This window comes from Nitrospirillum iridis (assembly GCF_014205765.1).
Lineage (GTDB): Bacteria > Pseudomonadota > Alphaproteobacteria > Azospirillales > Azospirillaceae > Nitrospirillum > Nitrospirillum iridis.
Window position 1 is genome coordinate 155236 of the sequence record NZ_JACIIZ010000003.1, and the last position, 13980, is coordinate 169215.

General features: G+C 67.4%; 9 protein-coding genes. 4 read left to right on the forward strand and 5 right to left on the reverse strand.

Translation table 11 applies throughout. From position 1 onward, the window contains the following. The first annotated feature begins 69 nt into the window (after positions 1-69). Positions 70-1653: a S10 family peptidase gene (locus tag FHS74_RS06075; RefSeq protein ID WP_184798523.1), complete on the forward strand. Its 1584-nt coding sequence runs from the start codon at positions 70-72 to the stop codon at positions 1651-1653. Between the two features lie 75 nt (positions 1654-1728). On the opposite strand, the gene FHS74_RS06080 is transcribed toward FHS74_RS06075, so the two are convergent. From FHS74_RS06080 to FHS74_RS06095, 4 genes are all read right to left on the reverse strand, one after another. Further along, complete coding sequence (locus tag FHS74_RS06080; protein WP_184798524.1) at positions 1729-2244, reverse strand: hypothetical protein; 516 nt, start codon at positions 2242-2244, stop codon at positions 1729-1731. A gap of 103 nt (positions 2245-2347) precedes the next feature. After that, complete coding sequence (locus FHS74_RS06085) at positions 2348-5359, reverse strand: TonB-dependent receptor domain-containing protein (RefSeq protein ID WP_184798526.1); 3012 nt, start codon at positions 5357-5359, stop codon at positions 2348-2350. Between the two features lie 351 nt (positions 5360-5710). Further along, positions 5711-6547, reverse strand: coding sequence for a class I SAM-dependent methyltransferase (locus FHS74_RS06090; RefSeq protein WP_184798528.1), 837 nt, complete (start codon positions 6545-6547; stop codon positions 5711-5713). Positions 6548-6646: 99 nt separating this feature from the next. Continuing rightward, a complete protein-coding gene (locus FHS74_RS06095; RefSeq protein ID WP_184798530.1) occupies positions 6647-7573 on the reverse strand; it encodes a LysR family transcriptional regulator in 927 nt (308 codons plus the stop codon). A gap of 170 nt (positions 7574-7743) precedes the next feature. Here FHS74_RS06095 and FHS74_RS06100 point away from each other — a divergent pair, with 170 nt between their 5' ends. The 3 genes from FHS74_RS06100 (at position 7744) to FHS74_RS06110 (ending at position 13030) form a co-directional block, all read left to right on the forward strand. Next, the gene (locus FHS74_RS06100; RefSeq protein WP_184798531.1) at positions 7744-7980 is read left to right on the forward strand and encodes a hypothetical protein; all 237 of its coding nucleotides are present in this window, start codon (positions 7744-7746) and stop codon (positions 7978-7980) included. Between the two features lie 222 nt (positions 7981-8202). After that, positions 8203-10602, forward strand: a complete 2400-nt coding sequence (locus tag FHS74_RS06105) for an FtsX-like permease family protein (protein WP_184798533.1) — start codon at positions 8203-8205, stop codon at positions 10600-10602. A gap of 16 nt (positions 10603-10618) precedes the next feature. After that, positions 10619-13030, forward strand: coding sequence for an ABC transporter permease (locus tag FHS74_RS06110; RefSeq protein ID WP_184798535.1), 2412 nt, complete (start codon positions 10619-10621; stop codon positions 13028-13030). A 24-nt stretch (positions 13031-13054) separates the two neighbouring features. Here FHS74_RS06110 and FHS74_RS06115 read toward each other — a convergent pair whose 3' ends face one another. After that, complete coding sequence (locus FHS74_RS06115; RefSeq protein ID WP_184798537.1) at positions 13055-13930, reverse strand: alpha/beta fold hydrolase; 876 nt, start codon at positions 13928-13930, stop codon at positions 13055-13057. Between the last annotated feature and the right edge of the window lie 50 nt (positions 13931-13980).

Here is a 13980-nt window from a genome sequence, read left to right on the forward strand (position 1 = left end):
GGCCGGCGGTGTCTGGAAGCGGGGTCCGGGCACGGCGGAGCGCCCGAATAATGAAGAATGGGGATTTCCATGAAGAACAGGCGTTGGGGACTGCTGGTGGCGGCATTGTTGGCCGTGACGATACCGGCGGTCATGGCGCCCGCCCAGATGGCGGCCGCGCAGGAGAAGAAGGACGCGCCGCGTCCGGATGACAAGCAGGATCACAAGGACGCCGACAAGAAGGCGGGGGTGGACGCACCCAAGCGCGTCACCGTCGACCGCTCTGGCACCTTCAACGGCAAGCGCGTCGATTATACCGTCACGGCGGGCGAAACCTACCTGCGGGATGAGAAGGGCGAGCCGGTCGCCAGCATCTTCGCCGTCGCCTACACCAAGAAGGGCGGCAATCCCGCCACCCGGCCGGTGACCTTCCTCTATAACGGCGGCCCCGGTTCCGCCAGCCTGTGGCTGCACATGGGCGTCTTTGGGCCGAAGCGCGTGCAGATCCCGGCCGATGCCGAGAATCCCGGCCCGCCGCCGTTCCCCCTGATCGACAACGTGTATTCCATCCTGGATGTGACCGACCTGGTGTTCATCGACCCGGTCGCCACCGGCTATAGCCACGCCATCGGCAAGGGTGAGGAGAAGGATTTCCTGGGGGTGAAGGAGGACGCGAAGTCCATCGCCCAGTTCGTGCGCGTCTGGCTGGGCGACAACAAGCGCTGGAACAGCCCCAAGTTCTTAGGGGGAGAAAGCTACGGCGGCATCCGCACCGGGGCCATGCTGCCGGAACTGAGTGGCACCACCTCCACCGTGTCCCTGAACGGCCTGATCCTGATCTCGCCGGCCATGGACTACACCTCGCTGACCTTCGCGCGGGGCAACCTGGTGCCCTATTGGTCCTTTCTGCCCAGCTATGCCGCCACCGCCTGGTACCATAAGAAGGTGGCTGACACCTCCATGGGCTTCGACAGGTTCCTGGCCGACGCCCGCCAGTTCGCCGCCACGGACTATGCATCGGCCCTCATCCTGGGCAACCGGCTGAGCCCCGACCAGCACAAGGCGGTGGTGGCCAAGCTGGCCCACTTCACCGGCCTGTCGCCGGCCTTCATCGAGCAGTCGAACCTGAAGATCCAGGATCACCGCTTCATGAAGGAGTTGCTGCGCGACCAGGGCAAGAGCATCGGCCGCATCGACGGCCGCTATCTGGGGGAGGACTATGACAGCTCCGGCGAGCGGCCGGACAGCGACCCCTCCCTGAACGGCATGAGCGGGGCGTTCAGCGCGGTGGTGAACACCTACTTCCGCAACGATCTGGGGCTGGACATGGGCGGCCGGGAATACAAGGTCCTGGGCTCCCTCTACCGCCGCTGGAACTATGGCCAGGCGGAGGGCGGCGGCAGCGAGCCCTATCGCGGCACCGATGTCGGTCCCTTCGTCGGCGACGCCATGCGCCAGAACAAGGGCCTGAAGGCCTTCGTCGCCATGGGCTATTACGACCTGGCCACGCCGTTCTTCCATACGGAGAACAGCCTGAACAGCGCCGGCGTGCCAACAAACCGCGTGGTGTTCAGCTACTACCCCGGCGGCCACATGATGTATGTGCAGCCCCAGGCCATCGAGAAGCTGACCCAGGACATCCGCAAGTTCATCGTCGCCGGCAGCCCGGCGTAGAACTGACCACCAGACCGGATCATGGAAGCAGACGGGCGGGGACAGTGTTCCCGCCCGTTCGCTTCGGCCGGGGCCTCAGCGCTCGCGCACCACGCTCAGGCTGTAGGACATGTCGCCGACCTGCAGCTGGTAACCCATGCCCAGCATGGAATGGGACACGGTGGCGACCTCGTCGCCTTTCAGATGAATGCGGGCGTTTTCCTGCGAGCGCCAGACCTGGCCGTTCTCCAGGGTGAAGACCGGGTGGCCGGCGGGATCCGGCCGCATGGAGACGATGTGGGACTTGATGTTGTCCAGTTCGGGGGCGGGGGTCGGTTCCGCTTCCCGCTTGCCGAAGGAGGCTTCGGTGCTGTCGGGCCTGGCGCTGGCGAACAGGCCGCCGAACCAGGATTCCCCGGCTTTCCTCATTTCCGCTTCCAGCCCGTCGCTGCTCTTGTCGAAGCAGGCCAGGCGTTGGTCATGGTCGGTGATTTTTTTGCAAGCCACCACGTCCGCGGCGGCATTGGCAGCGGCGGCACTGGCAGCCCCGGCGGGGGCTATGGCCATCAGGACGGCCGCCAGCGGGGTGGCGTAAAGACGGGCGTGCCTCATTCCTCTCTCCACTGAATGCGAACGGGGCCGGACCGGTTTCCCGGCCACGGCCCCGACGCCTTGAGGATGGGTGCCCGGCCTTGCCGCCAGGCACCCGCGCTCATCAGAACTTCACCGTCGTGCCGACGAAGAAGGTACGGCCGACGATGTCATACGAACCGCCACCACCGGTGGTGACGGGGAACGTGCCGAACGAACCGCCCTGGTACGAGCCCTGGTACAGATAGGGCACGGACGGGGGCATCTTGTCCGCCAGATTGTTGATGCCGCCGAACACCGTGATGTTCTTCCAACGGTAGCGGGCGGAGATGTCGTGGTACCAGTAGGTGGGAATGACGTTGAAGTCGGTCGCCGTGGCGGCCTGGTTCGGGAAGGTCTCGGACTCGCCGATGAAGCGGCTGGACCAAGTTACCGCCAGGTTGTTCCAGTCCCAGGTGCCGGTGAACCGGCCCTTCAGGTGCGGATAGCCGACGGTGCCGGCGTAGTACAGCTTGTTCTCGGCGTGCGCCGGATCCTGGATGGCGATGTGCTCCGGAACCCAGGAGCCGGTGAAGCCCAGGGCCAAGGCGCCCATGTTCTCCAGGCCCAGCTTATCCAACTCGAACGAGTAGTCGACCTGGAAGTCCAGACCACGCACCACTTCCTTACCGATATTGACGGTGTTGCCGTAGATGGTGGCGATGGAACCGTCCGCACGGCGATTGATCAGGGCGCACTGGGCGGTGGCACCCAGGTCATAGCAGTTGGTCAGGATGGAGTTCTGGTTCAGCGCCGCCTGGCCCTGGGTGATCTTCACCAGCCAATAGTCGGCGGTGATGTTCAGGCCCGGGATGAAGGTCGGCGTCAGCACGGCGCCGACCGTCAGGGTGCGGCCGATCTCCGGCTTCAGGTTGATGTTGCCGCCGGTGCGGACCGACGGGTTGCTGAAGTCGGTGGACTTGTAGCCGGCCGGCACCACGGACGAGCAATTGGCCTTGCGGGTGGCGTTGGCGTTGATGTTCTCCACCGAGCAAGGATCACTGACGCCCAGGAAGTTGTCGCCGGCAGGAGTGAACAGGTCGTCGATGTTGGGCGCGCGCACCGCGCGGGCGATGCCGCCGCGCAGCTTCACGTCGTCGTTGACGGCCCAGCCGGCCTGGACGTTCCAGGTGCTGGCGGGACCGGCCAGCGAGTAGTCGGAATAACGGTAGGCGAGGTCCAGGTCCACGGCCTTGGCGAACGGGATGTCGCGCAGGACAGGGACGCTCAACTCACCATACCATTCACGGGTATCGTAGCTACCGGCCACGGAACCGTTCTGGTTGCCGTAGATGGTGCCGGTGGGCTGGTTCGCCAGGAAGTCGGTCTTGTCCACCGACTCTTCCTTCCGGTACTCGAAGCCGGCGGCGAAGCTGACCGGGGCCACGGTGCCGCTGAACAGCGCCGGGAACTTGAACAGATCGCCGTTCAGGTTGAAGGCGGCGTCGTGCTGCTGCAGCGTCGCCATTTCCTTGGTGTAGGTGTAGGCATAGGCCTTCTGCGCGGCGGTCAGGGGGCCGACGACGAAGGGGTTGATGGGCAGGCAGCCGTTGGCCTGGGCGGTGGCGTCGCGGCAGACGATCTTGCCGCCCACATTCACGGCATCCAGCTGCTGGTTGAACAGGCTGACCACACGGTCAGTGTTGACGAGGCTGGTGCGGTTGCGGCCGTAGTCGTAGTAGGCCTCGTAATGCCAGCCGTTGGTCAGGTCGCCGTTCAGGCCGAACACACCGCGCATCACCTCGTATTCATACGAATACTCGCGCGGGCCATACCAGTCGTCGTTCAGACGGGTCATGGTGAAGCTGGAGATCTTGTCGGTCGCCAGCAGGCTCTTCAGATCGGACGGCAGATAGGCATTGTCGGCCTGGATGGTCAGGGCGCCCGAGCCGCTGACGCCGTTGGTGCCCGTCGGCGGGGTGCCGGTGCCGTTGGACATGGGGGTGGACCGGCTGGTGCCACGGCTGTCGGAATACTTCATGTCGCTGAAGAAGTTCAGCGTGTCGATGGGGCCCAGGTCTTCCGCCAGGCGGTAGTTGATCAGGGTGTCGGCCACTTGGCGGATGTTGGGCGTGCGCAGCGTCAGGTACTTGGACGTGTTGACGCCATCGCCGCCGATGGACACCGTGTCGCCGGCGCTGGTCTTATTGCCGGCCGGGATTCCGTTGATCAGGGTGCCGCGGTTGAACGGGATGATGCCCGAGCCGTCGGTCTTGAAGGTGTAGCTGTACTGCGGGTGTGAGGCGTCCAGCCAGGTACGGATAACCGGGGCGCCGCTGGCCGCGAACACCGAAGACACGGTCGGGGAGATGCTGATCCGGCCCGGCGTGCCGGCCGGGTTGGCCACCAGGGAATAGTTGTACAGCGCTTCCGGCCGGTCGCGGCCGTACAGGCCCAGATCGTGGTTATAGTCGAAGGCGAAGGTAATGTTGCCTTTGCCGCCGCCGAAATTGTGGCCGATGATGGCGTTGACGTTGGTCGACTGGAAACCGTCGCCCTGCGACCAGTTGTGCTGGATCGTCGCCTCGGCGCCGTCGTAATTCTTCTTCAGAATGACGTTGACCACGCCGGCCACTGCGTCAGCGCCATACACGGCGGAGGTGCCGCCGGTGACGATTTCCATGCGGTCGATCAGCGACGTCGGGATGCTGTTCAGGTCGACCAGCGAGGTGCCGCCGGAACCATTACGGCCGGACAGCGAACCGACGTGGCGCTTGCCGTCCACCAGGGTCAGGGTGCGGTATTCGCCCAGGCCGCGCAGGTTGGCGAAGTTGACGCCGGCGCCGTTGATGAAACGGGCGTTGGTCGACGGACCCATGTCGTTCTGGGTCTGCGGCAGCTGGCTTAGCACATCGACGGTGGAGGTCAGGCCGGTGGCCTGGATGGCCTCGGCGCTGATGACCTGCACGGGCGTGGGCTGGGTCAGGTTGGGGCGCGCGATGCGCGAACCGGTGACAACGATCTCCTCAAGGGCTTCGTCGGCGGCGGCTTGCTGTTGCTGGGCCTGCGCGGTGGTCGCGGCCAGGGCCACCAGGGCGCCGGCGGCAAGACCATGGCGCCACGCCTTGCGGCGGGCGACTACGGAAATCTCCCTCATGCCTCTCCTCAATCTCTCTTCTGTCTTGATCGTTGGCCGGCAACCCTTGGGGGCGCCGCCAGCCCTGCGCGCAATCGCCGCAGGATTGCGATCAAAATACTTTGCAGAAGTGCGATTGAGTAAACGCCCCATTTTGTAACGGTTTGTATCAACCGGTGGGTGTGCGAATTTTGTCACATTTTTGATAACAGCAGAAATGCCGGATCATCAAAAAACGAAATGATATTACCTAAGGCCTATGCCGCGTCTGTTTGACGCATGTGAGGTCGCGCGCACGCGACGACGCGCCGCGACTCTCGGGTCACGACGCGCGACTCGTTTGTTTCCTGAATATTGTATAAAGATATCAGCTTATTGCGGCGGCCTGCGGAACTTCAGCACGAAATTGTCCGCCTCGCCCACGGCCTGATAGCGCTCCCTGTCCCTATCCTTAAGAGCCAGCGTGGGGGGCAGGGTCCATACGCCCTCCGGCCAATCCTTGCTGTCCTTCGGGTTGGCGTTGATCTCCGAGGTCGCCACCAATTCGAACCCCGCCTTTTGGGCCAAGGCGATGGCGTAGTCCTGACGGACATAACCGCTGGTTGCTTTCGGGTCCTGGGCCTGGGCATCGCTGCCGCGATGATCCTCCATGCCCAGGATGCCGCCGGGCTTCAGCGCGCGGTAGAAGGCGGCCAGGGCCTCGTCGGCATATCCCCCGCCCATCCAATTATGCAGGTTGCGGAAGGTGACCACCAGGTCGGCGCTGCCCGGTGGGGCGATGTCGAAATGTCCCTTGCCGAATTCGGTCACCTTGATCTTGCCGTATCGGGCCGGGTCGGCCGCCAGCTTGGCGTCAAAGGCGGCGTTTTCGCGGTTGGCATAGGCGCTGTCCGTGCCGCGGGGATTGGCGGCGGCGTAGTACGTGCCGCGGTCATGCAGATAGGGCGCCAGGATTTCCGTCCAGTAGCCCCCGCTGGGCGAGATCTCGATCACGGTCTGGTTGGGCGCAACACCGAAGAAGGTCAATTCCTCCAGGGGGTGGCGGGCGGCGTCGCGGGCCAGGAACTGGGGGGAGCGGGCGGGCGAGGCGACGATTTGCGCCAGGACGGGATCCGGCTTGGCTTCAACCGCGCCGGCCGGGGTGGCGGCCAGGATGAAACCGGCGGTGCCGGCCAGGGCAATCATGCGGAGCAGGGGCCGCAGGCGCATGGGATATCTCTCCCTCGGGTGCGGGGGCCGTTGCGTCGGCCCGCGATTGTGACAGGGGCTTGTGGGGGACTGGAGTGTAGGGAAAAGCGCCAGCGGCGGCTACAGCCCGTCCGGGGGTTGTTCCATGGCGCCGGCATAGGGGGGCTCCGCCAGCAAATGGTCGGCCAGCAGCTTGGCGAAGCGCGGCAGGTGGGCGCGGCCGCGGGTGCAGACCTTCAGGTCGCGCACCGCCCAGCTGTCGGTCAGGGCGACGCAGTGGATGTTCATGGTGCGCGCGGCGCGGCGCGCCGTCGTTTCCGGCACGATGCCGATGCCGACATTGCCTTCCACCAGGCGGCAGATGGCGTCGAAGCTGCGCAGCTGGACACGCAGGCGCAGGCGGCGGCCGGCGCGGGCGGCCCGGTCGGACAGGAAGCGCTGCAGGGCGGCCGCCCGGTCCAGCCCCACCAGATCGTGGTCCAGCACCTCGGCGAAGGTCACGGTCTCGCGCCCGCCCAGGGGATGGGTGGGGGCGGCCACCAGGACGAAGCGGTCCTGGCGGAAGGGAAAGGTTTCCAGATCATGCGTCTCCACCGTGCCGGCGACGATGCCGATGTCGCCGGTGCCGTCGGCGATGGCGGCCACGATCTCATCGCTGAGGCGTTCCTCCACATCCACCGTGACCAGGGGATGGGCGGTCAGGAAGCCGCCCAGCAGTTCCGGCAGGAATTCGGTCAGGGCGTTGGTGTTTGACAGGATGCGGACATGGCCGGCCGCCCCGCCGGCGTAGATGCCCAGATCCTCGCGCAGGCGGTCGGCCTGGTTCAGGATGGTGCGGGCGTGGGCCAGCAGGGCGCGGCCGGCGGCGGTTGGCGTCACGCCGTGCCGCCCCCGGTCCAGCAGGGTGGCGCCCAGCGACACCTCCATGTTGCGGATGCGCGTGCTGGCCGCCGCCAGGGCCAGGTGCGCCCGTTCCGCCCCCCAGGTGATGCTGCCCGCCTCCACCACATCGCGGAACAGGGCCAGGTCGGTCAGGTCGAATTGCATGGGGCGTCCTCATCCTTCGCCATTGGCGAAGGCAGACTGCGCGCAATACGCATTGTTGCCAAGTGTTCGGCCGCCGATACTTCGCCTGTGACGGAGCGGCCTGCCGGAGGGTCGCTCACTGACCGGCCCAATGCCAGGCTTCAAACCCCCAACCCCAAAGGACCCCTATCATGACCGCCCGCTCATTCAGCGGTGCCGGCGGCGCGCTTTCGCGCGTGCTGCTGGGGCTGCTGTCGCTTGTCATCATCGCCCTGCTGATGCACCGCCCGTCATTGGAGGTCGCGTCCGACGGACAGGGCCGCACCTGCACCGTGGTCCGCGTGATGAACGATCCGGACACCCTGCCGCCCACGGTGGTGGCGAAGCCCGGGCCACCTTCCTTCGGCCCCGATGCCTATGGGGATTAGCCCTATGGCCGCCGCGAACGGGATGGCACGGCGTCATAGCCGTTGAACGGCGCCGCGGGTGGCAGGCGGTGGCTATGTGCGCGATGGGTGTCCGCTGGCGGACACTGTCCGGGAACGGACAAAGGGGTGCGCTTCCTATTATTCATAAAATCAGTACCTTAACGATAGGCATACACCTTGCTTATCGGCCGGACTTCATTCCGCAACCGGGGGAACCGCTGAATGACCGTCCTGCCGCCCTTCTTTCGCCGCCACGCGCTGGTCACCCTTCTCAACCTTTTCGGTCTGACGGCGGGGATCGCCGGATTCCTGATGGTCAGCCTGTATGTGGCGGGGGAGCTGTCGGTGGACCGGGGGTTCACCGGGGCCGACCGCCTCTACCGCGTGGCCAGCACCCTGTCGCTGGGCGGCAACGTCGTGGTGCTGGGCGCGTCCACGCCGTTGTTGGCTGAGCCTTTGGCGCAGGATTTCCCGGAGGTGGAGGCGGTGACCCGCGCCTCGGAAGAGGTGGTGGAACTGCGGGAGGGCGACCGCGGCTTTGACGTGCCCTTGCTGTGGGCGGACCCCAACCTGCTGCAGGTGCTGGATTATCCCCTGGTCCAGGGCGATGCCGCCACGGCGCTGGCGCGGCCGGATGGCCTGGTGGTGACACCGGCCCTGGCCCACACCCTGTTCGGTGACGCCGACCCCATGGGCCGCACCCTCCAGGCGCCGGACGGGCAGATGCTGACCGTCACCGGGGTGCTGCGGCCCCTGGCCGAAACCCATCTGAATTTCAAGGCCATCGCCGCCGACAGCGGGCGGGGCGCCAAGAACTGGGCCCACATGGCGGGTGAACAATGGAGCCACGTCGGTGAGACCGCCGTCTATGCCCGCCTGATGCCCGGCGCGTCTCCGGAGGCGGTTCAGGGGCGGTTCGCGGATTTCGTGAAGCGCCGCGCCGTGCTGACGGAACTGCCGGATGACATGCGCGCTGGCTTCCTGTCCCTCCGCCTGGACCCGGTTCCCGCCATCCACCTGCACATCAAGACCTTCAACCAGGTCAAGCCCGGCGGCGATGTCGGCACGCTGGGCATCCTATCGGGTGCCGCCCTGCTGATCCTGGGGGTGGCCATCGCCAACTACACCAACCTCGCCACGGCCCAGGCCATCCAGCGGGCGCGTGAGGTCGGCATCCGCAAGTTGGCCGGCGCGCGGCGCTGGCAGCTGGTGGCCCTGTTCACGGGGGAGTCGGTGGCGCTGGCCATCGCCGGCACGCTGGCCGCCCTGGCGGTGGTGGAGGTGCTGTTGCCGCCCTTCCAGGCGCTGGTGGAACGATCGCTCAGCTTCTCCCTGCTGCGGGGCGGCGCTTTCCTGGCCCTGGTGTCGGCGACGCCCGTGGTGGTCGGGGTGCTGGGCGGCCTCTACCCCGCCCTGGTGCTGTCCGGCTATCGCCCGGCGGAGGTGCTGAAGGGCGGTGTGGCGCCGGCGGCCGGCCGGCTGCGCGCTGTGCTGGTGGTGGCCCAGTTCGCCATCTCCATCGCCCTCATCATCACCACGGTGACGGTGCAGCGCCAGGTGGACCACGCCCGCAGCGCCGCCTTGGGCTTCCAGTCGGAAAACCTCTACATCATCGGCCGGTTGCCCAACGACGCCCAGCGGGCCGCCACGATGAAGGCGGAGCTGGCCCGGCTGCCCGGCGTGCGGGCCGCGGCCTTTTCCAACCTGGTGCCGGCCGACATCAGCCAGAGCATGGGGGAGTTCACCGTGCCCGCCGATGCGCATGGCGCGACACCGGGCAAGATCTTCATGCCGGAATTCTCGGCGGATCCCGAATTCATCACGACATACGGTCTGGACCTGAAGGCCGGCATGCCTTTGCCGCCCGGATGGCGCCCGACGGAGAAAGGCGGCCCGTCCTACGTCTGGCTGACGGAGGCGGCGGCCAAGCGCCTGGGCTACCCCAACCCAGCGGATGCGGTCGGTGACCACTACACCGCCGACGAAGGGGAAGTGGTGCAGGTGGCCGGTGTCATTGGCAACGTCCGCTTCCGCACGGCCCGCGATGCGGACGAGGCGTTGATGTTCGCCATCGGCAGCAGCGGCGGCTTCCTGTCGGTGCGACTGGCGGCGGGCGACCCCCGGCCGGCCGTGGCCGCCGTCAACGCCCTGGTGGACAAGCTGTACCCCGAGGCGCGCCGCGTGCCGCGCGGCTTCGCCGATGATCGGCTGGAGGCTCAGTACCGGACGGAGGAGCGGCAGGCCAAGGTCTTCGCCATCTTCAGCGCCCTGGCCATCATCCTGGCCAATTTGGGCCTGTTCGGCTTGACCGCCCTGGCGGCCGCCCGGCGGACGAAGGAGATCGGCATCCGCCGGGTGGTGGGCGCCCGCGCCCGCGACATCGCCTGGCTGTTGGCCTGGCAGTTCGCGCGGCCGGTGCTGATCGCCAACCTGATCGCCTGGCCCGTGGCCTGGTGGGGGCTGCATCGCTGGCTGATGCAGTTCACCGTGCGGGTGGATCAGGCGCCGCTGACCTTCGTGGCGGCTGGAGGGGCCGCGCTCGCGGTGGCGTTGGCCACCGTGGCCGTTCATGTCATCCGGGTGACCCAGGCGCCGCCGGTCGGCGCCTTGCGGTATGAGTGAGAGGAGGGCCCCGCCGATGATCGCGCTGTCCGGCTTCCTGCGCCGCCACCTGCTGTTCACCTTGCTCAACCTGCTGGGCCTGGCCGTCGGTATCGCCGCCTTCCTCTTGGTCAGCCTCTATGTGGCGGAGGAAGGGACGGTGGACCATGGCTTCACCGCGGCCGATCGCCTTTATCGCGTGGGCGGTCAGCTGAATGTGGGCGGCCAGGCCATCAAGCTGGTCTTTGCCCCGACGGAGCTGCCCGGCCCCCTGACGCAGGAGGTGCCGGAGATCGAGGCCGCCACCCGCATGGAGAACGACCGGGTGATGCTGGGCACCGCCCCGCGCTTCTTTGAACAGAAGATGCTGTGGGCCGACCCGAATTTCCTGCAGGTGCTGGATTACCCGCTGGAACGGGGCGATCCCGCCACGGCGCTGGCCCGGCCGGACGGGGTGGTGGTGACCCGGGCGCTGGCCCGTACCCTGTTCGGTGATGCCGATCCCCTGGGCCGGACGGTCCAGGTGCGCAACGGCGCCACCCTGACCGTCACCGGCATCCTGGCGCCCCCGCCGCAAAGCCATCTCGTCTTTGCCGCCATCGCCGCCGAGGCCGCGCGGGGGCCCAAGTCCTGGGCCCATCAGAAGGCCGCGTCGTGGACCGACATTTCTGGTGCCGTGACCTATGTCCGCCTGGCCAAGGGGGCGTCGGCCAAGGCCGTGGCCGACGCGCTGCCCGCCTTCGTCAACCGCCACAACCCGCCCAATCCGGACCAGGCCGGCGGTGGCATGGACAACATGCTGAGCCTGCGTCTGGACCCGGTGCCCGATATCTATCTGCATATCAAGGCGCTGGGTGACATCACGCCCGGCGGCGATGTCGGCACGCTGCAGGTCCTGGGGGGCGTCGCCTTGCTGATCCTGGGCATCGCCATCGCCAACTATACCAACATGGCGACCGCGCAGGCCATCAACCGCGCGCGGGAGGTGGGCATCCGCAAGCTGGTGGGCGCCCGGCGGCGCCAATTGGTGGCCCTGTTCACCGGTGAGGCGGTGGCCCTGGCCGCGCTGGGCACGGTGGCGGCCCTGGCGCTCATGGAACTGGCCATGCCGGCCTTCCAGGCCCTGGTCGGCCGGGACATCGCCCTGGCGCCCTTGACGCGGGGCTGGCTGTTGCCCCTGGCGTTGGCCACGCCGCTGGTAGTGGGGGTCATGGGTGGCTTCTACCCCGCCCTGGTCCTGTCAGGCTACCGGCCGGGGGAGGTGCTGAAGGGCAAGGCCCAGGCGCCCGGTGCCAGCCGTGTGCGCGCCGTGCTGGTTGTTGGCCAGTTCGCCGTGTCGATCGCGCTGATGGTGGCGACGCTGACGGTGCAGCGCCAGGTCGCGCATGTTCAGGCCGCTGGCCTGGGCTATCAGCCGGAAAGCCTGTACGTCGTCAGCAACCTGCCCACCGGTGATGGCCGGGCCGCCACCTTGAAGAAGGAATTGGCGCACCTCCCCGGTGTGCGGGCCGTCGCCCTGTCCAATCTGGTGCCGGCCGACAGCTCCGAAAGCCTGTCCAGCTTTGACCTGCCGGAGAATACCCGCAGCACCTTGCGCCAGGCGCGGGGCATCGAGGTCTTTACCGGCGACGAGGATTTCTTCGCCACCTATGGCGCGCGGCTGGTGGCGGGCGGCGGCCTGCCCGCCGGCTGGAAGGCGGAGGCCGTGGACGAGCAGACGCCCCGCTACGCCGTCCTCACGGAATCGGCGGCGGGTCGCATGGGCTATACCAAGCCCGGGGACGCGGTGGGGGAACGGCTGTACGCCGACGGCAAGAACCCTACCGAGGTGGTCGGGGTGGTGGCGGACATGCGCTTCCAATCCGCGCGCCATGCTGACGAGCCGCTGATGTTCCAGATCAAGGCCGGCGGCCGACACATGACCCTGCGCCTTGCCGCTGGCGACCAGCGCGCCACGGTCGATGCCGTGAACCGCGCGGTCGACAAGTTCTATCCCGACACCGACTATCTCCGCCATGGCTTCGTCGATGAGCGTATCGAGGGCCTGTACAAGACGGAACGGCGGCAGGGCCAGATATTGGCCGCGTTTGGCGGCCTGGCCGTCGTTTTGGCCAATCTGGGCTTGTTCGGCCTGACGGCGCTGACCGCCGCCCGCCGAACCAAGGAGATCGGCATCCGCCGGGTGGTGGGCGCCGGCGTGTCCGACATCATGCGGCTGATGGCGTGGCAGTTCACCCGGCCTGTGCTGGTGGCCAATCTGGTGGCCTGGCCCGTCGTCTGGTGGGCGCTGCACGTCTGGCTGTCGCAGTTCACCGTGCGGGTGGACCAGGCGCCGCTGACCTTCGTGGCGGCGGGGGCACTGGCCTTGGTGGTGGCCCTGGTCACGGTGGCTGTCCACGTGGTGCGGGTCGCCAGCGCCACGCCGGTGGGTGCGCTGCGCTATGAGTGACCCTTCCTCACCGCCCTCAGGGCCTTAAACCCCGATCAGCTTCAGCAGCAAGGCGTTGGTTTCGGCCGGCTTCTCCAGCATGATCTGATGACCACAACGCTCGAATTCCACATAGGTGGCGTTGGGCAGGCGGCGGGCTAGGTCACGGGCCCCGGCCGGCGGGGTCAGGCCGTCGCCGGATCCGGCCACGACGGTGATGGGCAGGGTCAGGTCCGCCAGTGCCGCCGGGTCGGGGTGGGCCGCCTGGCTCATCAGCGCCTTCATCATGAACAGGCTGTTGCCCTTGGTCGCCTGTTCCTCGAAGGCGATGATCGCCGCGTCGGCGTCCGGGTGCCAGGCCAGGGCGCGGAACTTGGCGGAGATGAGGGGGCGTATCCATTCCAGCACGAAGGGGGGCAGCCAGCCCAGCGGGTTGGCGCCTAGCTGGACCAGGGGCGAGGGTGGGCCCAGCAGCAGGGCCGCCGACACGCGGTCCAGCCGTCCTTCGGCCGCCAGGCCCTGCAGCAGGCTCAGCGTCAGGCGGCAGCCGTAGGAATGGCCGGCCAGGATGATCCTGCCTTGGCCCGCTGGCGGGCCGTAGGTGTCCAGGATTTGGCGATAGTCCGCCACCAGATGACTACCCTGGTAGGCGCCCCATTCCCGGGGCTGCGGGCTCTGGCCATGGCCGACGAAATCCCAGGCGACGATGCGCACGCCGGCCTTTACGAGAGCGGCCCATTGGTGGCGCCACTGGTTCTTGTTGCCGCCGCTGCCATGGCAGAGGAAGACGGTGGTGTCGGCGCGGGCGCCGCCCTCATGCACCAGCAGGCTCAGCGGTGGCCGGTCGGGCCGGACCGTGACCGTGTCCGGGGCGGTCACCAGGCGGGCGGTGGCGAGGGGCAGGTCAGTCGTGTCCGACATGGCGTTTCCCGTTGAAGGAGCGAGGGGTAAAGGGGACTATCCGCGCAGTC